This window comes from Wukongibacter baidiensis (assembly GCF_050888315.1).
Lineage (GTDB): Bacteria > Bacillota > Clostridia > Peptostreptococcales > Caminicellaceae > Wukongibacter > Wukongibacter baidiensis.
This window is the reverse complement of the sequence record NZ_CP138202.1, coordinates 484,134-508,918: the sequence shown is the minus strand read 5'-3', so window position 1 is coordinate 508,918 and position 24,785 is coordinate 484,134. Positions and strand designations below refer to the sequence as shown.

32 protein-coding genes are annotated in these 24,785 nt (G+C 32.9%); all 32 read left to right on the top strand.

All coding sequences use genetic code 11. From position 1 onward, the window contains the following. Positions 1-23 precede the first annotated feature (23 nt). The gene (locus tag R9X47_RS02495) at positions 24-449 is read left to right on the top strand and encodes a membrane-associated protease 1 (protein ID WP_432665118.1); all 426 of its coding nucleotides are present in this window, start codon (positions 24-26) and stop codon (positions 447-449) included. Positions 450-470: 21 nt separating this feature from the next. Continuing rightward, complete coding sequence (locus R9X47_RS02490) at positions 471-896, top strand: membrane-associated protease 1 (protein WP_432665117.1); 426 nt, start codon at positions 471-473, stop codon at positions 894-896. A gap of 274 nt (positions 897-1,170) precedes the next feature. Then, on the top strand, positions 1,171-1,593 hold the full coding sequence (locus tag R9X47_RS02485; protein ID WP_432665116.1) for a DnaJ domain-containing protein: 423 nt from the start codon (positions 1,171-1,173) through the stop codon (positions 1,591-1,593). 13 nt (positions 1,594-1,606) lie between these two features. After that, positions 1,607-2,158 (top strand): FHA domain-containing protein, encoded by a 552-nt coding sequence (locus tag R9X47_RS02480; RefSeq protein ID WP_432665115.1) that lies wholly within the window; start codon positions 1,607-1,609, stop codon positions 2,156-2,158. 30 nt (positions 2,159-2,188) lie between these two features. Further along, positions 2,189-2,692, top strand: coding sequence for an FHA domain-containing protein (locus R9X47_RS02475; protein WP_432665113.1), 504 nt, complete (start codon positions 2,189-2,191; stop codon positions 2,690-2,692). Between the two features lie 4 nt (positions 2,693-2,696). Continuing rightward, on the top strand, positions 2,697-3,548 hold the full coding sequence (locus tag R9X47_RS02470) for a PP2C family protein-serine/threonine phosphatase (RefSeq protein WP_432665112.1): 852 nt from the start codon (positions 2,697-2,699) through the stop codon (positions 3,546-3,548). A 12-nt stretch (positions 3,549-3,560) separates the two neighbouring features. Next, positions 3,561-5,351 (top strand): PP2C family protein-serine/threonine phosphatase, encoded by a 1,791-nt coding sequence (locus R9X47_RS02465; RefSeq protein ID WP_432665111.1) that lies wholly within the window; start codon positions 3,561-3,563, stop codon positions 5,349-5,351. Positions 5,352-5,371: 20 nt separating this feature from the next. Then, a complete protein-coding gene (locus R9X47_RS02460) occupies positions 5,372-6,646 on the top strand; it encodes a normocyte-binding protein (protein WP_432665110.1) in 1,275 nt (424 codons plus the stop codon). Beyond that, complete coding sequence (locus R9X47_RS02455) at positions 6,643-7,338, top strand: hypothetical protein (protein ID WP_432665109.1); 696 nt, start codon at positions 6,643-6,645, stop codon at positions 7,336-7,338. The genes R9X47_RS02460 and R9X47_RS02455 overlap by 4 nt, the downstream gene beginning before the upstream one ends. A gap of 21 nt (positions 7,339-7,359) precedes the next feature. Next, entirely contained in the window at positions 7,360-9,876 is a 2,517-nt protein-coding gene (locus tag R9X47_RS02450; protein ID WP_432665108.1) for a molecular chaperone, read from the top strand. Between the two features lie 143 nt (positions 9,877-10,019). After that, entirely contained in the window at positions 10,020-10,793 is a 774-nt protein-coding gene (locus tag R9X47_RS02445; protein WP_432665107.1) for a hypothetical protein, read from the top strand. 115 nt (positions 10,794-10,908) lie between these two features. Then, positions 10,909-11,496, top strand: coding sequence for a hypothetical protein (locus tag R9X47_RS02440; protein ID WP_432665106.1), 588 nt, complete (start codon positions 10,909-10,911; stop codon positions 11,494-11,496). 25 nt (positions 11,497-11,521) lie between these two features. Further along, entirely contained in the window at positions 11,522-12,949 is a 1,428-nt protein-coding gene (locus tag R9X47_RS02435) for a phage baseplate assembly protein V (RefSeq protein ID WP_432665105.1), read from the top strand. A 7-nt stretch (positions 12,950-12,956) separates the two neighbouring features. Further along, positions 12,957-14,153, top strand: a complete 1,197-nt coding sequence (locus R9X47_RS02430) for a pentapeptide repeat-containing protein (RefSeq protein ID WP_432665104.1) — start codon at positions 12,957-12,959, stop codon at positions 14,151-14,153. Next, entirely contained in the window at positions 14,150-14,668 is a 519-nt protein-coding gene (locus tag R9X47_RS02425) for a hypothetical protein (RefSeq protein ID WP_432665103.1), read from the top strand. The genes R9X47_RS02430 and R9X47_RS02425 overlap by 4 nt, the downstream gene beginning before the upstream one ends. A 1-nt stretch (position 14,669) precedes the next feature. Next, positions 14,670-15,062: a DUF4280 domain-containing protein gene (locus tag R9X47_RS02420; RefSeq protein ID WP_432665102.1), complete on the top strand. Its 393-nt coding sequence runs from the start codon at positions 14,670-14,672 to the stop codon at positions 15,060-15,062. Between the two features lie 18 nt (positions 15,063-15,080). Next, positions 15,081-17,948, top strand: coding sequence for a contractile injection system protein, VgrG/Pvc8 family (locus R9X47_RS02415; RefSeq protein ID WP_432665101.1), 2,868 nt, complete (start codon positions 15,081-15,083; stop codon positions 17,946-17,948). Between the two features lie 11 nt (positions 17,949-17,959). Beyond that, positions 17,960-18,553: a pentapeptide repeat-containing protein gene (locus R9X47_RS02410; protein WP_432665100.1), complete on the top strand. Its 594-nt coding sequence runs from the start codon at positions 17,960-17,962 to the stop codon at positions 18,551-18,553. Between the two features lie 57 nt (positions 18,554-18,610). After that, positions 18,611-18,853, top strand: coding sequence for a hypothetical protein (locus R9X47_RS02405; RefSeq protein WP_432665099.1), 243 nt, complete (start codon positions 18,611-18,613; stop codon positions 18,851-18,853). After that, entirely contained in the window at positions 18,823-19,488 is a 666-nt protein-coding gene (locus R9X47_RS02400) for a hypothetical protein (RefSeq protein ID WP_432665098.1), read from the top strand. The genes R9X47_RS02405 and R9X47_RS02400 overlap by 31 nt, the downstream gene beginning before the upstream one ends. 5 nt (positions 19,489-19,493) lie before the next feature. Further along, positions 19,494-19,835, top strand: coding sequence for a hypothetical protein (locus R9X47_RS02395; protein WP_432665097.1), 342 nt, complete (start codon positions 19,494-19,496; stop codon positions 19,833-19,835). 134 nt (positions 19,836-19,969) lie between these two features. Further along, complete coding sequence (locus tag R9X47_RS02390) at positions 19,970-20,152, top strand: hypothetical protein (RefSeq protein ID WP_432665096.1); 183 nt, start codon at positions 19,970-19,972, stop codon at positions 20,150-20,152. Positions 20,153-20,284: 132 nt separating this feature from the next. Beyond that, a complete protein-coding gene (locus R9X47_RS02385) occupies positions 20,285-20,458 on the top strand; it encodes a hypothetical protein (RefSeq protein ID WP_432665095.1) in 174 nt (57 codons plus the stop codon). Between the two features lie 96 nt (positions 20,459-20,554). Then, positions 20,555-20,767 (top strand): deaminase domain-containing protein, encoded by a 213-nt coding sequence (locus R9X47_RS02380; protein WP_432667575.1) that lies wholly within the window; start codon positions 20,555-20,557, stop codon positions 20,765-20,767. Next, on the top strand, positions 20,767-21,114 hold the full coding sequence (locus R9X47_RS02375; protein WP_432665094.1) for a hypothetical protein: 348 nt from the start codon (positions 20,767-20,769) through the stop codon (positions 21,112-21,114). Before R9X47_RS02380 ends, R9X47_RS02375 begins: the two co-directional genes overlap by 1 nt. 216 nt (positions 21,115-21,330) lie before the next feature. Further along, positions 21,331-21,774: a hypothetical protein gene (locus R9X47_RS02370; RefSeq protein WP_432665093.1), complete on the top strand. Its 444-nt coding sequence runs from the start codon at positions 21,331-21,333 to the stop codon at positions 21,772-21,774. Positions 21,775-22,016: 242 nt separating this feature from the next. Further along, positions 22,017-22,250: a hypothetical protein gene (locus R9X47_RS02365; protein WP_432665092.1), complete on the top strand. Its 234-nt coding sequence runs from the start codon at positions 22,017-22,019 to the stop codon at positions 22,248-22,250. Then, positions 22,244-22,600, top strand: coding sequence for a hypothetical protein (locus R9X47_RS02360; protein ID WP_432665091.1), 357 nt, complete (start codon positions 22,244-22,246; stop codon positions 22,598-22,600). The genes R9X47_RS02365 and R9X47_RS02360 overlap by 7 nt, the downstream gene beginning before the upstream one ends. Before the next feature lie 17 nt (positions 22,601-22,617). Continuing rightward, positions 22,618-22,791 (top strand): hypothetical protein, encoded by a 174-nt coding sequence (locus R9X47_RS02355; RefSeq protein WP_432665090.1) that lies wholly within the window; start codon positions 22,618-22,620, stop codon positions 22,789-22,791. Between the two features lie 83 nt (positions 22,792-22,874). After that, complete coding sequence (locus R9X47_RS02350) at positions 22,875-23,231, top strand: hypothetical protein (RefSeq protein ID WP_432665089.1); 357 nt, start codon at positions 22,875-22,877, stop codon at positions 23,229-23,231. A 204-nt stretch (positions 23,232-23,435) separates the two neighbouring features. Beyond that, the gene (locus R9X47_RS02345; RefSeq protein ID WP_432665088.1) at positions 23,436-23,762 is read left to right on the top strand and encodes a hypothetical protein; all 327 of its coding nucleotides are present in this window, start codon (positions 23,436-23,438) and stop codon (positions 23,760-23,762) included. Between the two features lie 420 nt (positions 23,763-24,182). After that, positions 24,183-24,767 (top strand): hypothetical protein, encoded by a 585-nt coding sequence (locus tag R9X47_RS02340; RefSeq protein WP_432665086.1) that lies wholly within the window; start codon positions 24,183-24,185, stop codon positions 24,765-24,767. The last annotated feature ends 18 nt before the right edge of the window (positions 24,768-24,785 follow it).

Below are 24,785 nucleotides of genomic sequence, written 5' to 3'. Positions count from 1 at the left end.
AAATAACAAAAGGAGGAGTTACAATGGGTTTTAGAGTTAATGTAGAAGGTTCTGAGAGCATTAACCTAGGAATTGAGAACATATTGACTGTTGAATTTAAGACAGACACACCTGATGATTCTAATGCAAGATCAACAGACCTAGGAACATCTCTCATAATCAAGGGGAAAATACTAACCGCTGTAGATGGTGAAGAAGCAGACCATTCTATGAAATTAGCTCAATGGTCTTTAGTGCCAGGGGAAAAGGCTGATTGCTATAGAAAGGTTACTGTAGATGTAATCGCTGCATCTCAAGTAGTTAGACAATTCAACTTCCCTAACGCCTTTATTGTAGATTATACAGAAGATTATGGAGATGAAGAAGGCGTAGGAACCTTCTATCTACACATGAAGCAGAAGAAAGACAAAACAATTGGCGTTAAATTAGAAGGTGGATTTGAAGAATAAAAATGAAAGGATGTGCGATTTATGGGTTTTAGAGTTAAAATTGAAGGTCCAGAAACTATAGACTTAAGTGTCGAAAGTGTTCAAAAAGTTCAACTGAAAACAGACTTACCTTTAGATTCAAATGCTAGAACTAAGGATGTTGGTTCTACCTTAACTATATCTGGAAAAATATTGACTGCCGTAGATGGTGATCCATTTGACAGTACTAGACAATTGGGTTTATGGTCACTAGTACCGGCTGAAAAGGCAGACTGCTATAGAAAAGTTACAGTTGAAGTTATATCTGCAGATCAAGTAGTGAGAAAAATCTTTTTCCCAAATGCCTTTGTAGTAGACTATATAGAGCATTTTGGAGATACAGAGGGAATAGGAACTTTCAAGCTTATCATAAGACAGAAGAAGGACAAGCTTTCAGGCGTAACTGTTGAAGGTGGCTATGGAATCTAGTAAATAAATTAAGACTTAGGGACTTGTGTCCCTTCGTTTTTGGTCAGCTTTCTCCCATGGAAGTGACCTAAATAATTGTGTGGGGCTGTCTCATAAAGGTTTCCCATGAGCACAGCCCCAGGGTGTTTCAGAATGAGTGAAGTTCAAGGTTTTGAAATTTCAACGGTTTGGCTAGTACTAATGTACGTGCCAAGTCAGTGAACATTTCAAATAACGCAGAAATTCGCCATTCTGAGACATCCATACATAAAATAAAAGGGAGAAGGTAACAGCAATGAAAAATTTATATGAAATATTAGGAGTCAGTAAGGATGCCAATGATTCAGAAATAAAAAAAGCCTATAGGCAAATGGCAAAGAAGTATCATCCCGATTTAAATAAGGGAGATAAAACAGCAGAAGAAAAGTTTAAAGAAGCAGCAGATGCCTATCAGGTTCTAAGTAATGCAGATTTAAGAGAAGAGTATGATAAAAGGCTTTCAAATGACAACAGGACTAATAACAATAAAAAGCAAGATAGATATCAATCAAGTAAGAGGGACACAAACTTTAACTTTAATAATATCTCGAGGGAATTTGAAGACTTCTTTGGATTTGACCCTAGCGGTAAGAAGGTAAAGAAGGGTACTAATAAAAAATCTAATCCATTAGATACAAGTGAAATGTTTAATAGTTTTTTTAAAGCAAAGAAATTTTGACGGAGTGATGGGTTTGAGTAGAGAAAAAAATAAAATCATGTTTTTAATAGAGCTAGGTTTAGCCGTATGCTTTGCAGCAGCAACTATATACGTATATAAATATTCAAATATCCAAAGTGGAATGTTGAAAAGTTCGATTATATTTATCTTAACTTTCACTGCACTGTATTGTTTAGTTAATAGCTTTTCCTATAAAGATAAGCACGTCAATCAAGAAGAAAATAATAACAAGATCAACTCTATAGCTCTAATAAATGAAGAAGATAGCATAGTTAGAGAATGGGAAGTTTTAAATGAAATATCCTTAGTGATAGGTAGAAATACGAAAAATAGAGGAGTTGATATAGATTTAGATACATCTATACATTCATCCCTAATTGACAATGAACATGCTGTTTTGAATTTTGCCTCAAACAATTGGTATATAGAGGATTTATATTCGAAGAATGGAGTCAAAATTCAAAAAGATGATAATTACATATACAAAATATCGAAGGATAAACCATGTATGTTAGAAAAAGGGGATATTGTTTTTATAGGAAAAACAAAACTCCTAATCCGATAATAGCCTATTCATGAAGAGGAGTGTTTATTTATGAGTTTAATACGATGTGAAAATGGACATATGTTTAGTTCAAGAAGATACGGGAGCGTATGCCCATATTGCTATATAGAAACTGAGACTAAAGAGAAAAAATTGTCCGCTAAAAGCGATCTAGAAATAGAGGAATTGTTTGAAGAAGAGACTAGACCTGTTTGTGGATGGATTGTTTGCATAGAGGGAGTGAGGCAAGGTAAAGATTTCAAAATACGAGAGGGAAAAAACTTCGTAGGTAGAGCCGATGATATGGATATACAAATCTTAGGCGATAATAAAATTTCTAGAAGAAATCACGCAGTTATAGTTTATGATTCTAAAAAGAGAAACTTTGTTCTACTGCCGGGGGATGCATCTGGAATTGCTTACCTGAACAATGAGGCAGTTTATGTTCCCACCCCACTATCACCATACGATGTAATTGAATTGGGAGATAGCAAATTTCTGTTTACAGCATTTTGTGGAGATCATTTTGAATGGAATGACGTAATGAAGGAGTAAGAATATGATAGTATCTATTTTAAAAAGTAATAGCATAATGGTTTACTTATTATTAGTTATATTAGGCCTAATAATATTAAGAGTATATTTTGAAAGATATCATTTTCAGGATAATAGAATCAATAATCTGGTTATAAACATGGACTCCTTCATAGGGAAGGAAGAATATGATGAAAACAATTCTTTAGTAAGTTACTTTGATAACGCTACTATGGCCATTATGGCAGATGGACATGGTAAAAATCTTGTAGGAAGAAAGTCAAGTGAAATAGCGGTAAGGACCTTTGAAGAGGTTTTCAGAAACTTTGATATATTAGATAATATAAACTATTTTTTTAAAAGAAGCTTCAATTTAGCAAATAAAGAGATTTTAAAAACTATAGATGATGAACTAGGTGGTACAAGCGTTGCGTGTGCACTAATAAAATCTGATTTATTACATTATGCACTGGCGGGGAATGTGAAGATATTTCTTTATCGAAACAAGGAAATAATCCCCCTGAGTGAAGGACATACAGTAGACATATATGCTAAAAAAAGCTTTTATAATGGAAAGCTGTGCAGAGAAAAGGCTATAGAGGCATTGAAAAATAAAAGACTTTTAAATTACTTAGGTGAAGATGGTTTCAAAGAAATAGAAATTTATGATATTCCTATAAAACTTAAAAAGAATGACATTGTCATTTTGATGACCAATGGAATATATGAATCAATACCTCTTATAAAAGTAGAGGAAATCCTTGAAGGGAATTTCAATAACTCCTGTGAAAAACTGGAAAAAGAATTTGAAAAAAACACAAGTCATAAAAAAGAGAATGGAAGTATTATTTTAATGCAGTATAAAACTAACAATTAAGGGTGTAATTTTATGCGAAAAATGAACTCTAAGATAAGAACTAAATTTGTCTCTGAATCAGGAAGTTATCTACAAAACAAAGATTACTTTGCCTTTGTAGAATTAGATAGATATGCGATTTATGTTATTGCCGATGGGATAGATAATGACAAGGACTTAAACAGCTCAAAACTAGCTGTAAAGCAAATAATAAGCTCCTTTACTGAACACCCAACCATGGGAAAGAGAGGCCTAAGAAAACTATTAATAAAGGCCAATGAAGAACTTAGAAAAGAAAGCTTAAAGGAAGCTTTAAAGGCATCGGTTACGATAGTAGTTACTAATTATGTAAAATGCAGATACGCCCTTGTGGGAAATACTAGATTTAATTTATTCAGGGATGGTTATGTAAAATATGAAAGTAAGGATCAATCACTAACCCAGGAACTTTTAAAAGAAGAAAAGGTTTCTTTGGATAAGGCAGCAAAGCATGAAGAAAGAAACAATTTATATTGCTATCTAGGGCAAAAAGAAAGACTGACACCATTTATATCAAAGGCTTATAGGATGAAAAGTGGTGATACCATTACATTGTACACCCGAGGTGTATGGGAGAATCTCTATAAGAGTGAGCTTTTAGATGGGTTATCAGAGATAGCCGACCCAGAAGAAGGAATCAATAATATAGAAGAATTGATTATGTCTAAGCAGTTAAAAGACTTAGACAATTATACTATCGCAATAATTTTCATAGATAAAATATATGAAAATCCTAAGCTTAAAAAGACAATCAAGAAAGTAATAGTAATTTCTATAATTATAATAATGTTATTATCAATTCTAGGATTTTTTTTGTATAAAAAGCATAAAACCAAGTTAAAGAATATTGAAGATATGGACTATTATAGAAAAAATGCTATGGAATATATAAGGGATAACAATTATCTAAGAGCAAAAGAAGAGTATACAGAGGCTCTTAAATTAGCTAAGAAATTGGAGTCAGGAGAGGATAGGAGTTTTATTGATAAAAGAATAAAGCTTATGGAATCAATTATAGAAGCTGATGTGTCCTTAGAGAACAAGGAATATAGTGAGGCTGTAGATAAGTACCTAATTGCTAAAAATAAAGCTTACTATCTCGACAACATAGGTCTTGAATACATATATGAGAACCTTGAGGAGACGAAGAGCTATATATTAGTCTCAGACCTATTAATGGAAGCAGATAAGAAGTTTGAAATTGGGGATTTATCTGGAAGCCAAGAGGCCTATATAAAAGCTAGAGACCTGGCAAGGTCTTTATACTATAAAGAGGCAAAGGACGAAGCTGTACAGAGACTAGAGCAGATATACGAGTTAAATCAAAAGAACAAGGAGCAACAAGATGAAGATAGGGAGAATCAAAAGCTTGAGCAGGATGAGATAAATAAGCAGAAAATTGCTCTACAAGAAAGCGCTATTCAGGCATATAAAGATGCTAACTCAAGCTACAAAATAGGCGATTATCCTAATGCAAAACTGCATTATGAAATAGCATTGCTTTCATATAAAGAGCTAAACATGACTCAAATCACCAAGCAAATTGAAAAAAGATTATTGGATGTAGAAAATAAGCTTACAGATGCCAAAGCCGAGGAATATAAAGCAAGTCAGTACGAAAAAAGTGGTGATGAAGAGTTTAATAATAATAACCTGCAAAGGGCTAAGATGTTATATATACTATCAAAGGATATATATAATGAGCTTGAGCTTGAAGAAGATGCAAATAGGGTAATTGAAAAAATTGAAGGGATAGACCCCTTAATTCCTAGTCCGGGGATATAAGCAAAGGGAAGGTATTAAATATGTTAGAGAAGATTCACAATCGAATAAATGATATGGAAAATTTAAAAGATAGAGCACTGCTTAAGGAGCTACTAAATGGAATATTTATTCCTTTATGTGAGCATGACGACAATATGTATAAAAAGCTCGAGCAGAGAATATTTGATGAAATTGAATATAACCAAAAAAACTTTAGCATTTACACTACCATAGTCTCTAAGAAGAATTATGATCCAATACATTACTTCTTACATCCAATGAAGGATGATGATACCTATGACCAGCAGATCGATTACAAAAGCCTATTTGAGGAAAGCTCAGATGAAAATAAAATAAAAGTCAATAAGGTACTATTTCAGTGTGACTACTTAGAACTTGTTAAAATTCTGAATGAAAACAATAGATTCAAAGGAACAATTAAGACTGATATCAATACATATGAGGCAGAATTTGTGGTAACAAGGAACAATGAATATCATGAAATAATCGAGAAAATGTATAAGATATTTATGAAGAATAGCATTCCGTGGAGAACTATAAATGCACCATATATATCGAAAATAGTAGACGTAAACCTAGTTGAGTACGATGAAAAAATTCTAGAGGAAGAAATAGAAGACATTGTAGTAGACTTCAAAGAATACTCAAAATATGTAAAGTATGACATGGTACCACTTTGGAATATAGAAGGGCTTGTGCTCAAGAGTACGGGATTCCCAGTACCTTGTGAGGATAAAATAAACTTTGAGCATCTGATAACCTTAGAAGAGGAATCTGAGAGTGGATACTTACTTGACTGTATAAATGAAGAAATAAAAAATGTAAGACAAACAAAAAACACCTTGATAATAACTGCCAAAGAAGAAGATGCAAGGGCCTGGAATGTATTTAGAATAGTAAAGAAAAAGGACAGCAAGCTTGATAGATATGATTATGCTCTTTTTTCTAATTCAAAGAATATAAGCTTCATTGAGAAATTTGTAAACTACAATAACAATAATATAAAAACTAAGGCTGAGCTAATGAGAATTATAAATGCATTTGAATTAAATAGGTACCTAACATTTAAGGATGTTTATATTGAGAAGACATCTAGTCACAACATAATTGAAACATACAATATGAATGAGTTTATTGCTGATGAAATAAGAGACTTTGATTCAAATAAGAGATTAGTATTAGAATTTCAATCTAGTGATAAATCAAACTTTATTATTAGAGATATCCTTAGCTTTATAATTTCAGAAATCCAGGTGTATTATCCAGAGTATATTTGTGAAGGAAGATTAATATGAACTATGTATGGGATTTACTAATTAAAGCAAAAGAACTTAATATAACCGATGAAAAGCTAATATTTAAATATCCATCCTCATACAGTCCATATATGGAACTTTCCTTTGAAAATCTAAATGAGAGCGAAATAGATAAAGAGAATATTATTGAAGTAAATCCATACTATAGATTCTTCAAGATATTTAAAAATATGTTTCACATTGATAACATAGAAAGCGTGGAATTTAGAGAAGTTCTGTTCGATATACTAATTCACTATTTAGGAAATCTAGATTTGAAGCAGGGTTTATACAAAGAAGAATATTATAAAAGGTTTGTACTAGAAGATATTTTAAAGGGTTTTTTATCAGAGAATTTAAGGATGAACATTAATGTGTTTGACTTTAAAGAACGAGATATTTTATTAAACCATATTATAACCCTATATAAAACAGGCGAATCAATAGAATTATTTAAGAGTATAGTAAAGCAAATATTTAGAAGAAGTATTATATATCAAAATAAGGAAAACAAAAAAGAAATACTAATTTATCTAGGAGAAAAAAGAGAGACTGATCTAGATAAGAAAATTGATTTATTGATAGAGTTGTTTCTAAATATCAGATATGATGTATGCCTATATTGGGAATATCACTTTGGTATAATCGGAGTCGATAATACCATGATGATAGAAGAAATGGTATTATACTAGGTCGAAGTGGGTGAAAATTTTATGGCACTTTATAAAAAAGAAGATTTAATGAATATGACAACGTATCAATTAAAGGAAATATCTTTTAAAGAGAAGCTAGCTATAGTTAATATAAGAAAACTAACTAAACGTGAACTTATAGATACCATTATGGAATATAGAGGTATGGATGAAAATCTATTTATAGAAAGATACAATAGTTCTGCTTTTGAAAACTTAAGTAGATTTTTGAAAAATACCATTAAAAAGGAGCTACATGATCAAAAAATATCATATCCAGAGGAGATTAAGTTATACGGTGGCTCAAAAATAGATTACTTTTATCAATATGAATTAAGATCAAAGGAGATACTTGAGGAGGTTAACATCCCTTTAGTTGATGAGGATTTTAACCTATGTACTATATTTAATCTGGTAAATATTAATAAAAGATTTTATCTTTTTAAGAGCAAGGATATGGAAGTAAAGTCCTACGGAAATCATAAGCTTAGCCTGATATACCTACCTAAAAAATATTCGGAGCAAATTTATAATGTATACACTGAAAAAAACAAGAAACAGCCTTCTACAATAGAGTTTTATAGGCTACCTATCTTAAACCTATCTATAGAGAATTTGAAGGAGTCTAAGGAACCTTTAATCATAGATATAGGTAGTACTAATACGACACTTGGAACCTATAGGATCAACGATGATTCATTAGAAGATGAAGATAGTTATATGAAGATTGTAAAGGTTTTAAATCGAAATAATAATGGCTATCATGAAACCCCATTAATACCTACAGCAGTTGCAATAAAAAGCATAGGTGAAGATAGCACCGAGTACTTATTCGGACATGATGCTATCAATATTTACAAAGAGAAGGACAAATATAAAGACATTAATGTATTTTACAATATAAAAAGATGGCTAAATAACATTGACAAGTATGAAGAAATAACTGATAAATATGGTAATAAAAAGAGCATAGAGAGAAAGGAAATATTTAAAGCCTATCTTGACTACTTAGTAGATGTGGCTCAACAGCATACGAAACATAGATTCAACAAGATAAATATTATTTTTTCAATTAAAGAAAGAGAAAGATATTCTAAAATCATTAAAGAACTGCTTCCACAATATGAATTTAACTCCTTAGATCAAATAGACGAATGCAGCGCGTCTGTATTAAATAATATTTGGAGCCTGATAGACGGGAATGCCTATGAGGAGGAGAAAAAATATGAGGCGCTGATTATTGACTGTGGTAGTAGGAAAACAGAACTAAATTCTTGTGAATTTAAAATAAGAAGCAATAGAGTCTCCTATGAAGTAGATTTGAATTCTTATTATCAAAATGGAGATATGAATTTCGGTGGAGATAATATAACCTTTAGAATATTACAATACTTAAAGATATTGATATCTAGGGCCCTGTATGACGCTAGAGCCGAAGGAGATATCATTTCTTATCTTGACAAGGATATCTATAGAATTATCGACGAAGAGGGTAATTCTTTAGTCTATAAAGACCTAGAAGAAGAATATGAGAGAGCAGAAAAAATCATACCAACAAAATTCAATAGATATAAGACTAAAAAAGCTGATGATTATATAAAGATAAAAAGAAACTACTACTATTTATTTGAACTAGCTCAAAACATTAAAGAAGACTTTTTCAAAGAAGATAATGTTTATGAAAAAACCATAACCTTTAGAGAAGATAATAATAGAGAACTGATTAAGTTAGATAGATGGAAACTTCATTATTACTATCACGATGAGTTAGTTAATTTAGAAGAACTGGATGACATAAGAATAAATAGATATGAAATCGAGGCTCTTTTAAAGGGTGATATATATAACATAATTAAAACATTCCTAGAGGATACATACGAAGATGGAGATATACTAAAATACTCACTTATAAAATTAACTGGCCAATCATTCCATATTACTTTATTTAAAGATGCCATAAAGGAATTTGTTCCAGGTAAAATTATCAAATTTAAAAAGAAATATAAGGAGTATGATCTAAGGCTTGATTCTCTTAAAGGAGCTTTAAGATACTTATACCTAAGAGACTTGGGATTAGCTAATTTCAATATTGACACAGAGGTATTAAAGATTCCCTATAAAATAAGTGCCTTCAATCATAGAAATGAAGAGCAGGAATTAGTCCATAACCTACATAATGAAAAAACTAGTAAATCTATATCAAGGTATATGGGTAGTGAGATTGCTCTTAAACTATATATGAAGGACTCAAGTAATAATACAGTAAAAGAATTTATATATAATAGTAGCCTTGATAGCTATAGGAAAACTACAGTAACAGAGATTGAAGAAAAGTATCCTAATACAATATTTCAGTTCGAAACCGATATCATATCGAATGATGAAATAAAGTTTTTCCTTTGGCCGGAGAAATCCGCATGGAGCTTTGGAGTAGTTCCTATTGCAAGAAGAGAGGATTCCCTTCTCATAGGACCAGAGCAATTTTACTCATTTGAAGACGACTCATGGGAACTAAATTTTTACGATGGATTGAGGTAATTGCATAATTCTAATTTGGCAGAATTGCATAATAAATATGGTATAGCTATAGGGATTTTAACACCATATATAGTAGTAAGTTTTTTCAGATGGTAATTATGCAATTTGCTTGATTGAAATAAAAAAAGAAATAGGTGAAAAAGTTGTTTATAAATAAATATCCTATATTCAAAAAACAAAGAATTTTAAAGGTGGAAATGCTAGATAAGCTTAGGGATTTTCCAATTGATATTGTAAACATATTAACTCAAGATTATTCAAATGGGATACTCACAGGGTGTGATATAGCAGTAGAGGAGGATAAAATTCTAGTTAAGCCTGGGATTATCGTATTTGATAAGAATATATATTTTATAAAAGAAGAGTTATCTATAAAATATAGCAGCAATGAGAAGTTAACAGTATTAAAGATGAGATTACATAAAAGAAAAAATTCCCCTGATTTTTTCGAATTCAAGGGTGAGATATTTCTAGACGAAGATGTTTCTACTAAGTCACACGAATTTGAGCTTTGTAGATTTAAACTTAGACATAAAGCGAGATTAAGAATAGAGCATGAAAGCTTTGAAGATTTATCTACTTATTATAATACGGTGAACATTATAAATACCCAATATTCTGCTCCAGAAGAAAGTACAGTATCACCATATATATCTAGCAACTTTGCTAAGGAGATGTTTAAGTATAAACTAGAAGATCCTTTTGATATAAGCTTTTGTATGCTTTGCCTAAATGAGAAGAGGATACAGAGAAGCTTAATCAGACAATATATAAACTCTAGGCTTTCAATAAATAGAGATAAGTTTAGCAATGAAGAAATATACAAATACTTACTCGACATATTATTAAATGTCAGAGGGAGTAAACGTAGGGATGGTATTAGGGACTCGCTACATCAAAAGATAATGATAGGTTAAAGGAGGGACAGCGTAGATGGAATTTACCGATGAAAAACAATAGGAATAAAGGACAAGCTGTTCCAAATTTTCAGAAATGATAAAAGTTCAATTACTTATAGATAGGTGATAACAGATGAAACGAGAACAATACAGAGATGAAGAAATCTTAAAAGCCAGACAAGAGCAAGACATGCTTACGAAGTTACTGGCTAAAAAAGAAAGAAGCCGCAGGCAAATACAAGAAATTAAAGAAGGCTGTACCGTAATTTCAAAAGAAGAAGTTTTCTTTGAAAGAAAAAACTTTTTTAAAGGCTTTATTTCTCTTATGCTACCCACTAATTTCTCTGAAAAAGAAGCAGATGGTGATGCTTATATTTACAATAGTTTTGCCCATGACATACATATTATTATTTCTTTCTTTAACAAAAAGGCAGAAGAATTAGAATTAAAGCATTATAAAGAACAAGTGGCTAAAAATATGAAAAAAGAGGCTAATACAGATATTCAATGGCTTGAAGAAGGCCTTTTTATGGAAAATGGATATAAAATAACTTATGTTGCATTTACTTGTCCTGTAGAAGAAAGTTTTATTTACAACTTTATTTTCTTTACAACCAAAGGAGAAAAAACCGTAATTATTAACTTTAATTGTATGGAGCATCAATTAGAAGACTGGGAAACTGTAGGGAAAGCAATCATGCAAACCGTAGAAGTCTATTAAAGTAAGTAAAAGGGGGAGGGAAGTAATGGCTAATCATAAGCAGATTCATTTTTATGTACAAGAAGAAGAACTAAGGATAAGTTCTCTTAAACAATGTGAAATTAAAAGTGAAATTAATGAACATGGAACTTTAGAAATAGGTGCCATCATCTATGAAGAGGATATAGAAAAATACAGTCACAAAATCACATCACTAGATCCAATCAAAGTAGTGTTAACGGAAGATGAAACAAGCACTACATTGTTTCAAGGATTAGTTTATAAAATGGAAATAGAAGTTATAGGCTTAGTGGCCTATTTAACATTAAAAGGTATCTCCTACAGCTATTTATTAGATATTGAATCAAAAGAGAGATCCTTTCAAGATACAAGCATTACCTACGGAGATCTGGTTAAAAGTGTATTAAGTGATTATTCAAAAACGGCCTTCAAGTTTTCGGACATGAAAGTAGAAGGAAGTAAGGTAAATAGGCCTTATATACAATATAGTGAAACGGATTGGAAATTTTTAAAACGTGTGATGTCTAAGCTTGGTATGGGATTAGTCTCTCCTATAGAATTAATGGGACTCAAAATTTGGTTAGATGCTCCAAATGAAGTGGATCTTGGAGATATAACTGAGTTTGTACAACAGTATAAAGTAAGCAGAGATTTTAAACAGTATAAATTGATGGAAGAAAACTATAAATCTGATGTAATTGAAATAGATTATACAGCCTTTTCAATTAAAAGCTCTAACATTATGTTTACAGGAACCAAGGTAATCTTTAACCATATCAAGTTATATGTCAAAGATGTAAAGATAGTTCTTGAAAACGCAGATATACATTTCTACTATACACTAGTGCCACGTAAAGGACTATATGTGCCTACCTTTAAACCTATAACCTTGAAAGGTGTCTCACTCTTTGGAAAAGTAATCGATGTAAAAGATCATGTGGTGCAGGTACATTTTGACATAGATAATGAACAGTCAAAAAAGACAGCCTATTGGTTTCCCTTTGCAACGGTGTCAGCATCAAAGAACAATGTGGGATGGTATTTCATGCCTGAAATAGGCGATGGAGTAAGGGTCTACTTTGAAGATGGAGAAGAAGAAAATGGTGTGGCAACAGAAGCTATTCCTATAGATCCAAGTGATATTGATCCAAATATTCGTTATATAAGTACAATACATGGAAAAGAAATTAAGGTAGCGCCAAATGGCATATATATAACTTCTAAAGGTGAGGAGTTATATATTAGGCTTGATGATGATAAGGGGATTAGCATTTGCTCAGATACGAATATAAATATTATAGCTAAGGAAGCCATTAACATTTTGTCCGATACTAAGATTGAAATGGCTGCAGAAGGTATACATTTAGTGTCAGGGGTAAATGGAGAAACGACCATAGATCTTGCTGACGATGTATTGATAGATGCTAACCATGTAAAAGTCAATGGAAAGTAGGTAAGGTATGGGAAAAGAGCAGATTGAAATATTTATGTTACAAGACGCCTATCCTTATTACTTGAAACATCATAGTGAAGTCAAGGCAGAGATTTTCAAAAACAAAGAAGACTATGCAAGAATGATAGTAGAAGCTGTCGATATGATGTGTAAAAAGATAAGATTGGCTCAGGAACAGGGAAGGAAGAAAAGCATACAAAGTATCCATTTATCCACCCTATATACATCTTTTTGGCTAAAACATGGGAAGTTTATGGTAGAAGCCTATGACGAAAGAGGCTATCAAGATTTAGAAGCCATTGAACTTAGCTATAGTATGATGCCCTATATAGAAAGTCTAATCCTTTTTAAAGAAGAGCTTTTAAAGAAAAGTAATAGACATGTAATGATAAAGCCTCAGCTTAAAGAGGAAATAGAAAAGCTTACCTTAACCTATTTTGCTCAATATAGTTATTACTTCATTCAACTTGCAAGATATGCACTGGATGATGTACTGGCGCTAGAATCTTTTCGTGAACTAACCAAGACCGATAACTTTCGTTTTATAGTTGGAGAATACCATGATAGTGGAGAAATCATTGATGCCACGAAAAACACCTATAAGAACAATGAAAAAGCATTAACTCATCTTGAATACATAAATGATCAAAAGGCCATTGGTCTATGCCAAAAAGGATTAGAGGTTCAAAATAAAGATTATACCTACTACGATTTTAGAAATAGCATCTTTAATGACGGATGTTTCAAAGATGTCAAATTAGACAAGACACTACTAAGTAATTTTTCCCTCAAATCCTCATCCCTGCAAAATGTAAGTATGAAGGGAGCTATACTACATGATGCATGTCTAAATAAAGCAGTTTTAAATACTATCTCTATGGATTACGTCTATGCAGATGTGAGAAATGTAGAGGGCTTACCTATTCAACCGGGGTGTATAGGAATCCAGTGTATGGAAAGTAGCTGGGAGAAGCTAAACTGTATAAATAGTACCCTATATGGTGCAAATTTTAGAAATGCGAGATTTACTGAATGTTTGTTTGAAAAAAGTGATTTGTCTTACTGTGATTTTAGAGGAGCTACATTTGATAATGTATCCTTTAAAGAGACTAGCCTAAATGAATGTCTCTTTGATCCAGCAGGATTAGAAATGTTGTCATTAACAGAGTCACAACGTCAGGAAATTAAGAGGTATACATTATGATGTACTATAAAATTGAAGGTGAAAAGAACACCCTATCAATAAATTTGAATACCTATGAAAGTAAGTTAAAGGGTGAGGAAGCCCTGATCATCTATTATGATAGCAAGAAACAATCATTAGAATCACCAATTTTTCATCTTAGAGGGTACATTTTTGTAAAGGATGAAGTTAAAAAGGTATTAGAAATCTATGATGGAGATATCGTATTTAAGCAAATTGTATTCTTGGATAGTACGGCTAAGAAAAGTCAGTGTTATTGGCTTATAGAATTAAAGCCCATAGATTGCATTAGCGAAAAGTCAAAACTAGGCTTTGGAAAAAGCGCTAAAGAGCTTATTGTAAGAGAAAGCAGCGTTAAAGAAAAAGATGTTCTAACAGTCAGCACACTCAAGGGTAATGATGGACCTTATATAAGAAAAGCGCTGATAATAAGTTTGACCGTAGCTGAAAGCCTCTTAAGAAGAAAAATAACAGGAATTAGATATGAAAAAGTGAGGGTAGAAGAAGGAGAGTAAAATGGCAGAAAATACGAAAAAAATGTATGTAGTGAGGGGAGCAAAATTAGCATGTAGTAATGGAACGATGACAAGTCGTATTATGATACCTCGATGTCATGGAGTATATATTGGGGGGAAGCCACAACTTACAATTAATGATTACAAAGAAGGAGAGAATATATCCCACTTTGGCTATTGTATGGCAACCATCCCCAATGACCCAAGACCTAAGGGCTGTGATGAAAAGGGAGAACCAGCTTGTTTATGCACCGCAAAACTAATAGGGCCTTGGCAAGGTGGTCAAGATAACAAGCTTGTAGAAGGAGCACCAGCCCTTACAGATAATTGTAAGAACTATTGCTTTTTTGGGGGAGAGGTAACAATTGTACACCATGAACAAAAAGAGGAATAAGACAGGGGAGTAAAAATCATGTCACAAAAAGATTATTTAACAATAAAAGACCTAGATGTGACTGGAGACATTAAACTTGAACATATAATAGACCTAACAATAGAAAGAGAAATAGACAATCATAGCAGGCTTAACCTTGTGGGTATGGTATCAGAAGAGACAAAGGAAAGGCTCATAGAAAAAATAGGATATAACAGTGAAATCGGTATTAATTATGAAGAGAAAAAAGTACTATTTAAAGGAAGCATAAGCCACGTAGAAGCCATAACCATTGAAGGAGTCAACTACATAACAGTTGAGGCACTATCAGCATCATGGTGGCTAGATCAGAAAAGGAAAAAACGTTCCTTTGACAAAGAAGAAGCTACCTATAAGGGAGTACTACAAGAAATAGGAAAAGACTATGAGGGATTTGGGATTATAGGTGATAATAAGGTAGATGAAAAAATAAGAAGCTATCTAGTACAGTATGAAGAAACGGACTTTGAATTTATAAAGCGTATGGCCTCTAGGATTAATCTGTCAGTCATAGTAAGGGATACAGCCAATAAGCCACAAATTCACATAGGATTATCACAGTATAGTAAGGAAATAGATTTAACGGAAGCACCTTATAAATCAGGAGTAAAGGTTGGATCCTATGCCGAAGCCAATGTACCTAAGCCAACAATAAAATATGATAATAAACTACGAATCTATACTATGGAAATGGCAGAGGTTTTAGCAATTGGTCAAACTATACACTATAAGCAAACAAGTTATGTTATAACAAAAATGATAAGTTGTCTGGATAAAGGGATGCTAACCAATATCTATACCATGAAGCCCTATAAGAAAATAGCACCACCTACTTACCATAACGAAATACTTAAGGGTACAAAGCTTAAGGGAACCGTTACACAGGTAAAAGGAAGGAAGGTAAAGGTCCAGCTAGACATTGATGAAGAAGGAATAGAAAACTGGTATACCTATGGAACCATGGGGACAAGCAGTATGTATTGTATGCCCTATACAGGAGATAGGATCAAGGTCTACTTTCCAAGCGAAAACGAAGGAAAGGCACTGGCTGTAGAAAGCATATACGAAGGTAAAGGATTAGATCCAAATACAAAATTTTGGTCGAATAAAGAGGGAAAAAAGATACAGTTTACCCCTACATCTCTTGAATTTGAAGGAAAAAAGGATATACTAAATAATGAGAAGCAAAACATAAAGATGGGAAAAGAAGAAGGGGTAGATGTAAAAAGCAATATGGGAATAGCAATAGAGTGCAATGGATTGTTATCCCTAAAAGCAAAAAATATTCAAATAAAAGCCCTAGAGGGAGTTCACTTAGGTATTAGAAAGGACAGTCGTAGTGGCACAGCATCTCTACTAAAAAAAGGACTATACCTAAACCCAACAGACATACAGATAGCAGTCAAGAACAAAGCAATCCTAGAGGGTAGGACAAAGCAAAGCTTTCCCTTTGAAGAAGAGCCAAGACCGACATTATTCCAAAAGCCTAAACCAGAGAAGAAAAAAGGGGGATGGGGTAACTTCTTTAAAGGATTGGCACTAGCGGTAGTAGCCGTAGCGGCCGTAGCAGTTGCGGTAGCAGTATGTGTAGTAGCGGCCCCATTGGTAGGAGGATTATTAGCAGCAGGAACAGCAAGTATGGCATTAGGAGTCGGTATAGGTGTTGGGCTAGCAGTAGGAACAGCCGTAACAACTAAAGGAGCCATAGATGTAGGCCTTGCAGGGGCAGAGATGATGTCAGGTGCAGACTATGAAGATGTAGCTTGGAGAGCTGAGAGAGGGTTTGCATTCATAGGTGCTGGATATGGAATCAGTATGACAGCACTATCCTATGGAATGGCGGCGATGCCCTTTGCCCAGTATATAGACACATATGTTAATTGTAGATACTTCCCAGGACAAGGCTTTGTTGGAGCAATTTTTGGAAGAGGAACCTCACCTATACCAGAGGTTAGTAATAGAGTAACCTTAGAAAATTCTCATCTACGTGTAGGATATGCTAAGACTACTAATAATGATAGGTTTTTTATGTTCCAATGGGGAGGGATTAATCCATCAAAACCAATGCCATTACCAGCAGGAAATACAAATGGATTAGTACCATCCTATCCAGTAAATTTACCAGTACCAAATGCTGTACCGATAGAAGGTGTAGGGAATATGATGCTACCCCCTCTACTCAACGGTCCGTCACAGCTTGTACCGATAGGAGAAACAGGGGCGTTGATGGCACCATATATTAGTAATCCCTTGTTAAATGCACCAAACGCTATAGGAGAGCTTTTACCGACCTTACCACTAGTTGACCCGGCATTAAATAAACAGCAGCTGATAGAGGCAGGTAATCCTAATTTATATGGTAGAGATAGTGGGGTTGAGGTGACGGGTGAAACTTGCATCGAAGTAAATAAGGCTGAGCAAATGGTAGAAGAGGTTTATACAGGTGGAAGAACTCAAGCTGAATTAGATGATTTAGCAAGAGATCCTTCTCATGGATTCAAAATAGAAGAGCAGGGAATAAAAGAAAGAGAAGTTGGTCTTGCTTTAGAAGAACGTGGAGATTTAGGAAGGATTATTCGTGACACACAAATAGATAAAGGTGCAGAATTCATTGATGAAACCACGGGAATAAAATGGGATGTAAAAAGTTTTGAATCATATCCTATGGGACGTAATGGAAAGCCTATAACAAGTCCGCGTAAAGGGGCTTTTACAATACAACGAGGCATAAAGAAGATTCAAAAAGAGTTTAAGAGTGGAAATAACGTAATTATTGATACACGAAAATTGGTACCTGAACATATTGAACAACTGAAGAAAGCAATTGATGAAGCAGGAATAGCAGATAGAATAATATGGTACCCTTAAGGAGGGCGCAGATGGAAGATAATATTATTAGTAAGTTTGAATTGCATAAAAAGTGGGTTGAGACAATTGGTAAAGAAGGTGAGATGTTAAGGTTAGATGAAGTGGACTTAAGAAGTTTTGATTTATCTGATAAATTGTTTGAACAAGCATATTTAGCAGATTGTACTTTTGATAATCTTAAATTGGAAAATATCGATTTTCATGCATCAGTTTTATGTTCATCAACTTTTAGAAATACTAATTTGAATAAATGTGATTTTTATAAATCAGATCTGAGTTATACAGATTTTTCTAATGCCTTTATTAAAAATGTCAGATTTAGTAAAGGTGATTGTTGGGAAGCGATATTTAAAAATGCTGATTTAATAGATTGTAATCTGATAAATGTTTATTTTTACTTAACTGATTTCAGTAATGCAAGACTAGATAATGTAGACATAAGTGTGACGACATTTGAAGAAACATTATTAAACGGAGTGACATTGAAGAATATTAAAGGTATAGAAGAAGCTCACTTTGAAAGCATTAATATTGGTACATTGGAGAAACCTATATTGTTGAAATCAGAAGAAGCAAGGGAGTGGATAATAGCAAATTGCTCATAGGAAGGGTGACACTAGGGTTCTAGTGTCACCCTTTAGGATATGCTAAGACTGCTAATAATGATAGGTTTTTTTATGTTCCAATGGGGAGGGGTTAATCCATCAAAACCAATGGCATTACCAGCAGGAAATGCAAATGGATTAGTACCATCCTATCCAGTAAATTTACCAATACCTAATACTGTACCTATAGAAGGTGCAGGGAATATGATTCTCCCCCCTCTGCTTAACGGTCCTTCACAGCTTGTACCGATAGGAGAAACAGGGGGGGGATGGGACCATATATTAGTAATCCCTTGTTAAATCCACCAAACGCTATAGGAGAGCTTTTACCGACCTTACCACTAGCTGACCCGGCATTAAATAAACAGCAGATGATAGAGGCAGCTAATCCTAATTTGTATGGTCGGGATAGTGGGGTTGAGGAGACGAGTAAAGTTGAATTTAAAAATCCATTAGATAATCCTAAAATAGCTAAGGAGATTCAAAGTAACCCTGATGCTGTTTATGGATATTCACCTAAGCAGGAATCACCATTGAATAAATTTGGTGTAGACAGGACTAATCCTGACGAAGTTGCTTTTGCAAGAGCGGAACGAATGAAATATCTTGAGAAGTTAAAAAATAAAAAAATTCAGCTAAAAGAAGAAATAGCTAAGCTAGAAGAAGACGGACTATCGATAGAGGCTATTGCTCGATTGAAAGTTGAACAACGAAATCAAGAGAGAATGGAAACTTATATAAAATCTAATAATATAGAGGGATTAAAAGCAATGAAAGAAAGAAATCTTCTTCAGTATGGAAGAGCAGAGGGACCTACTCATGAACAACTTTTCGAAAAATATGGCTCATGGGAAGCTGTGATATATGGAAGTTTAAGAACAAATCCAGCCATGGATGTTTTAACTGGATTATATGATAATATAGGAGGAAATTAGTAGCTATGAACGAAGAAAAAAGAGAAAATGATATGAGTTGGTTTGTACATAACAATTTAAAATTTCGCGTAAAAAGGAAAAATGAAGAATCATCAATTATATGGATTTCGGATAATTTTAAAAATATTAGTTTTTCTTTAGTTATTAGTGATTTCTTAAGCAGATGTGAAGAAGAACTGAATATAAATGTAGAAATTGACATGAGTTGGAATAGACATAGAGGTTTTATAATAAAAAATAATGAAGTGAATTTAGTACTAGGAGAAATTATAAACTTTGTAACGGAATGGGCAATAGAACCAAATGAGAATGCAGATAAATTTTCAAAAGAAGAGTGGTACTCATAAATACGATAACTAATAGGTAACTTTTAGAATAAAGGAGAATCACCGTTTGCATAAAAAAGGGAGGGGTGACACTAGGACGGTTCTAGTGTCACCCTTTAGGATATGTTAAGACTACTAATAATGATAGGTTTTTTATGTTCCAATGGGGAGGGATTAATCCATCAAAGCAAATGGCATTACCAGCAGGAAATACAAATGGATTAGTACCATCCTATCAAGGGCATTTGCCAATACCAAATGCTGTGCCTATAGAAGGTGCAGGGAATATGATGTTACCCCCTCTACTTAAAGATTCTTCACACAGCTTGCACCGATAGGAGAAACAGGGGCGTTGATGGCACCATATATTAGTAATCCCTTGCTAAATGCACCAAACGCTATAGGAGAGCTTTTACCGACCTGACCCAGCATCAAATAAACAGCAGATGATAGAGGCAAGTAATCCTAATTTGTGTGGTCGGGATAGTGGTGTTGAGGGGGCAGATAATCATACATCTGTTATGATAAGAAAGTTAGATGAAGATTTGGATACAGGATTTATAACTAAATTAAAAGGAGCAAGAAAGAATATACCTAAGCGTATTAAAGGTAAGTACAATTTTGTTATGCTGAAGTTGATATAGAAGGATTAGAAAAGAAAGAGTTTTATGTTCTCATAGTGCAATAAAATATTTAGATAATATTGAAAGTTTAACGCAAAGAGAAGAGTTAGAAAATATATTAGTGAGCCAAAAAAAGAGGATAGAATATTTGAAACTTTAAAAGTTAACAAAGATAATATTATAGATGGTGATAACGCATCAGGAAAAATAAAGCTTTATACAGATTTAAACTGTTGTCCTAGTTGCCAGAGGGTAATTGAACAATTTAAGAAACGCTGCCCTAATAATGATATTGAAATAGTATATAAAACTAAGGGAGGTAGAAATTAATGGATGTTAATTTTTTCGAATTAAAATATTTAATTACTGATAGCTTTTATGAAGAAGCTTTAAACAATGGATACTCTTATGGGCAAGCCGCAGGTATTTGCTATGAAGCATTTTTTGAGTATATTAGTTCTAATAATATTGAGAGTATAATATCGATTTCAACGATTATTATACTAAAGTTAAGACATAAAGAGGAATTGTCAAAATATGATATTGAAGATATGAAAAAGATATTAGACTTGTCTAAAAAGATTGATTTTAAGAAGAGGTTAAATGACTCAGAAATTGAATATTTGGAAGAGGACATTGATATTGTTGAGTGTAAGTATAAAGAACTAGTAAAGTAATTTTTTAGCTAGTTTATTAAAACAAATATTGATAATGGCATAAACTAAAAGAGGGTGACACTGGGACGGTTCTAGTGTCACCCAGCTCGATGCCTGAGGTAGGAATGGCTATGCCCCGTTGTTTACATTGCCAATATATTACTAATGGTACAACTATAAATCCAGAAATGTTAGAAGATGAAGAAACAATGAAACTTAGATTGGAGGATTTGCTTAATGGAAAATAAAATTTTAGATATGAAATATGTGATAGAGAATGGCGTTGATTATGAAAATCTAGAAACAGAAATGTTTACAGAAAAATTAATTGAGGCAGGATCTGATAAAGGTTATACAGGATTAGTTTATGAAAGTATCAATGAAAATCAAATTAGTGGATATGTTTTTTACAAAGATGGATATGTAGATGGATTACAAGTTGATTTTTACTTAAATGGAAGTGTTAAGAGAATAATCAACAAAAAAGATGGTATAGCAGATGGGGAATATAAAAAATGGAGCGAAGAAAATACACTTATTGAAGAGGGAGAGTACAGATTTGGTATTCAAACTAAATATAGAAAGTATAATATATATGGACAAGTCGTAGATGAAAAGAAAGAGCCGACAGAATTTGAGTTAGAGCATATAAGAAATAAAGAGAAAAATATGAATAATTAATATTTAAATAAATTGAAATGGTGGAAGGATAAAATTTCGTAAAATGGATGTTAGAGAGTTAGATATAAAATCGTATTATAAGATTCAAGAATCTTAAGTAGAAAAAATAGATATAAAAAATTTAAATTGCTCTGGCCTTAGGCATGTTACAGGCATTGATTTAGCATATTGGGGTGACACTAGGACGGTTCTAGTGTCACCCTTTAGGATATGCTAAGACTACTAATAATGATAGGTTTTTTATGTTCCAATGGGGAGGGATTAATCCATCAAAGCCAATGGCATTACCAGCAGGAAATGCAAATGGATTAGTACCATCCTATCAAGGGAATTTACCAATACCAAATGCTGTGCCTATAGAAGGTGCAGGGAATATGATGTTACACCCTCTATTTAACGGTCCTTCACAGCTTGTACCGATAGGAGAAACAGGGGCGTTGATGCTACCCTATCCTATACCAGCAAGCCCTTGTTAAATGCACCAAATGGTACAGGAGAGCTTTTACCGGCTTTACCACTAGCCGACCCAGCATCAAATAAACAGCAGATGATAGAGGCAAGTAATCCTAATTTGAAAGGTCGGGATAGTGGGGTTGAGGAGACGAGTGAAATTACTGATGAATTTATAGAAAATGTAAAAAAGGTAACTAAATTTGATAGTCCTGATGATCCATTTAGAGATGTATTTGGTCGAGGTTCTGAATCGCATCCAGAAGAATGGAATAAATTAATTCAGGAATTAGAAGAGAATGGAGTAGAGGAGGTCCCTAGAAAAGGTGCCATGGCTACGGGCCTCTTAGAAAAGGAGTACCTGGACAGATTCTGATTGATCCTGATGCATTCATGAGTGCTTTAAGGCACGAGTATAGTCATTTTTTAGAAGCTAAAGAAAATGGATTTCCTTCTGCTGATGAATCATATCAAAATTGGGAAGCAAGAATTGCAGATGAGCTTAAATCTTATACTATTGAAATTGAAGAGGCAAAAAGGTTGGGTCTAGATAATGTTGCCGAGTAACTTCAAAAGAACTTTGAAGCTGAAAAACAATATAACATTGAAAGATATGGTCCTATAGAATAATTATGGAAGGATGATTTTTTATGGCTTTAATTGCTGAATTAGTAGAAGAAATTAAAAATAATAAAATCAAAAATGAAGATTTAATTATTTGCTTAAAATCTGAAAACTTAAGAGTTGCAGCTATGGCAATGTTTAAAATAATAGAGAGAAATTATTGTGATGAGAGAATAGTTAATAGGTTAACTCAACTCAGTAAACTTTTGAAAGATAATAAATTTGTTGGACCATGGCAGTTTGGTCATGCAGCTATAGCAACATTATCACTTTTAGACAATGAAGATGCAAATAATCTGTTTAATGAACTCTTTGAGGGTCTAGATGATACAGATAAATTTTTAGTAGACAATTTCATTAAATCAGAAGCGTATAAATCATAAAACATTTAACTTCAACAAAACAGGTGATACTAGGACGGAGTTTCTAGTGCCACCCAACAATATATAAAGGCCCAGTAGGCTATTAGGGAGATATTTATCAAGGTGGGCAAGATAGAATACAGATATTTATTGAAAAACCCTGGTTGATTAAAGGAGTTGAGCCGTTGTCAGAAACATTTCTACCATAAAAGGAGTTGATTTAAAATGAAAAAAAAATTAGCTTTAGAGTTATTTGATACATTAAATAATCTATATAAGTTTTTAAGGAATGAAGATACAAGCGATATTGAGCAGGTAATGAAAGAAATGCAATATGCAATTAAAGTTTTGAATGAGGCTCTTACATCGGAAGAAAATAATATAGATAACATTTTAGTCGAAATTAAAGAGATTTGTAGGAGTTTTTTCCCACCACATGGTGGATTAACGGATTTTTTTATTTGGAGAGACGATTTTAGAGAACGCAAAAGAGTCAATGAGATTTATGAGAAATATAAAAATAAAATGTGGTCATTGCTAAAATTATTATAAATATGGGGATTGTAAATAGTTGTGTGTAAGTTAACGACTGTTTATAGTCCTTTTTCTATGAAAAAATTATATATACTAGAAATTGCTTTATAGAATTGAGTTTAACAAAGAAAATGGGTTATTCGTGCAGCTTTGGCACAGGATGAACAGATTTGATTATGGGTAAAATTACTCATTTAATCTTAAAGTTATGGGCCGTAAGTATTAGAGAAAAATGCCAGAATATATACTTTAAGACCTAATATTCACATAATTTCCATTTGTTTGTTTACACGTAAGCGAGAACGTTGGTATAATTTACATTAACAGTTTGATAATGTAAATTATGCCGAATTTCTATCAGGTGCCGAAATTACCAGACTATATCTTTAAAAACTGGTGGACATATTTTAAGAACATTCATAAGGAGGGACAGAGTAGATGGAATTTACTGATGAGAAAATAGTAGAAATGATTAAGGCTGAGAAAAGATTAAGGGAGAAAAAAAGCATAAAGGATAAAGCAATAAGAGTAAAGGACAAGCTATACGAATTTGAAGAAAAAAGCTTTTATGAAGACAAGCTATATATGACAATACCGAAGGACTTTGAAGATATGACTCAGGAAGCTAAAGCAATAAAATATCCATACATACAAAGACCCGAGATAATTAAGACAAACCTTGAAGGCAGTGTAGATATTACCTTTAATAGAATAGACCAAGATATTACAGAAGACTTAGTAGAGGAACTTACTATGGGTATGAAAGATATGACTAAAAGAATGAATCCATCGAATTTAATATTTTCCCATGGTATTAGAAAGGCAAGTGACAAAAACATTGGATTTTTTGATTTTAAAAGCTCTGCTATAGATGAACCGATCTACAATGTTATGTTTTTCTTAGAATTTGAAGAAAAGGTGCTAATGGGTAAATTTGCATGCCTCTATAGGGATTATAAAGCCTGGAGAGACGTAGCATTTCAGATGATTGAATCTATACGAGTAGAATTAGATGAAGAATAAAAGATTTAATGTGGCCCT

Excerpts from the sequence above, each read along its gene's own strand:
- R9X47_RS02365 (WP_432665092.1), top strand. The coding sequence starts at position 22,017 with ATGTTCCAATGGGGAGGGATTAATCCATCAAAGCCAATGGCATTACCA.
- R9X47_RS02440 (WP_432665106.1), top strand. The coding sequence starts at position 10,909 with ATGAAACGAGAACAATACAGAGATGAAGAAATCTTAAAAGCCAGACAA.
- R9X47_RS02350 (WP_432665089.1), top strand. The coding sequence starts at position 22,875 with ATGGCTTTAATTGCTGAATTAGTAGAAGAAATTAAAAATAATAAAATC.
- R9X47_RS02400 (WP_432665098.1), top strand. The coding sequence starts at position 18,823 with ATGGGACCATATATTAGTAATCCCTTGTTAAATCCACCAAACGCTATA.
- R9X47_RS02490 (WP_432665117.1), top strand. The coding sequence starts at position 471 with ATGGGTTTTAGAGTTAAAATTGAAGGTCCAGAAACTATAGACTTAAGT.
- R9X47_RS02475 (WP_432665113.1), top strand. The coding sequence starts at position 2,189 with ATGAGTTTAATACGATGTGAAAATGGACATATGTTTAGTTCAAGAAGA.
- R9X47_RS02485 (WP_432665116.1), top strand. The coding sequence starts at position 1,171 with ATGAAAAATTTATATGAAATATTAGGAGTCAGTAAGGATGCCAATGAT.
- R9X47_RS02370 (WP_432665093.1), top strand. The coding sequence starts at position 21,331 with ATGGAAAATAAAATTTTAGATATGAAATATGTGATAGAGAATGGCGTT.
- R9X47_RS02405 (WP_432665099.1), top strand. The coding sequence starts at position 18,611 with ATGATAGGTTTTTTTATGTTCCAATGGGGAGGGGTTAATCCATCAAAA.
- R9X47_RS02450 (WP_432665108.1), top strand. The coding sequence starts at position 7,360 with ATGGCACTTTATAAAAAAGAAGATTTAATGAATATGACAACGTATCAA.
- R9X47_RS02455 (WP_432665109.1), top strand. The coding sequence starts at position 6,643 with ATGAACTATGTATGGGATTTACTAATTAAAGCAAAAGAACTTAATATA.
- R9X47_RS02465 (WP_432665111.1), top strand. The coding sequence starts at position 3,561 with ATGCGAAAAATGAACTCTAAGATAAGAACTAAATTTGTCTCTGAATCA.
- R9X47_RS02425 (WP_432665103.1), top strand. The coding sequence starts at position 14,150 with ATGATGTACTATAAAATTGAAGGTGAAAAGAACACCCTATCAATAAAT.
- R9X47_RS02390 (WP_432665096.1), top strand. The coding sequence starts at position 19,970 with ATGTTCCAATGGGGAGGGATTAATCCATCAAAGCAAATGGCATTACCA.
- R9X47_RS02410 (WP_432665100.1), top strand. The coding sequence starts at position 17,960 with ATGGAAGATAATATTATTAGTAAGTTTGAATTGCATAAAAAGTGGGTT.
- R9X47_RS02355 (WP_432665090.1), top strand. The coding sequence starts at position 22,618 with ATGAGTGCTTTAAGGCACGAGTATAGTCATTTTTTAGAAGCTAAAGAA.
- R9X47_RS02435 (WP_432665105.1), top strand. The coding sequence starts at position 11,522 with ATGGCTAATCATAAGCAGATTCATTTTTATGTACAAGAAGAAGAACTA.
- R9X47_RS02340 (WP_432665086.1), top strand. The coding sequence starts at position 24,183 with ATGGAATTTACTGATGAGAAAATAGTAGAAATGATTAAGGCTGAGAAA.
- R9X47_RS02495 (WP_432665118.1), top strand. The coding sequence starts at position 24 with ATGGGTTTTAGAGTTAATGTAGAAGGTTCTGAGAGCATTAACCTAGGA.
- R9X47_RS02345 (WP_432665088.1), top strand. The coding sequence starts at position 23,436 with ATGAAAAAAAAATTAGCTTTAGAGTTATTTGATACATTAAATAATCTA.
- R9X47_RS02430 (WP_432665104.1), top strand. The coding sequence starts at position 12,957 with ATGGGAAAAGAGCAGATTGAAATATTTATGTTACAAGACGCCTATCCT.
- R9X47_RS02420 (WP_432665102.1), top strand. The coding sequence starts at position 14,670 with ATGGCAGAAAATACGAAAAAAATGTATGTAGTGAGGGGAGCAAAATTA.
- R9X47_RS02395 (WP_432665097.1), top strand. The coding sequence starts at position 19,494 with ATGAACGAAGAAAAAAGAGAAAATGATATGAGTTGGTTTGTACATAAC.
- R9X47_RS02375 (WP_432665094.1), top strand. The coding sequence starts at position 20,767 with ATGGATGTTAATTTTTTCGAATTAAAATATTTAATTACTGATAGCTTT.
- R9X47_RS02415 (WP_432665101.1), top strand. The coding sequence starts at position 15,081 with ATGTCACAAAAAGATTATTTAACAATAAAAGACCTAGATGTGACTGGA.
- R9X47_RS02470 (WP_432665112.1), top strand. The coding sequence starts at position 2,697 with ATGATAGTATCTATTTTAAAAAGTAATAGCATAATGGTTTACTTATTA.
- R9X47_RS02460 (WP_432665110.1), top strand. The coding sequence starts at position 5,372 with ATGTTAGAGAAGATTCACAATCGAATAAATGATATGGAAAATTTAAAA.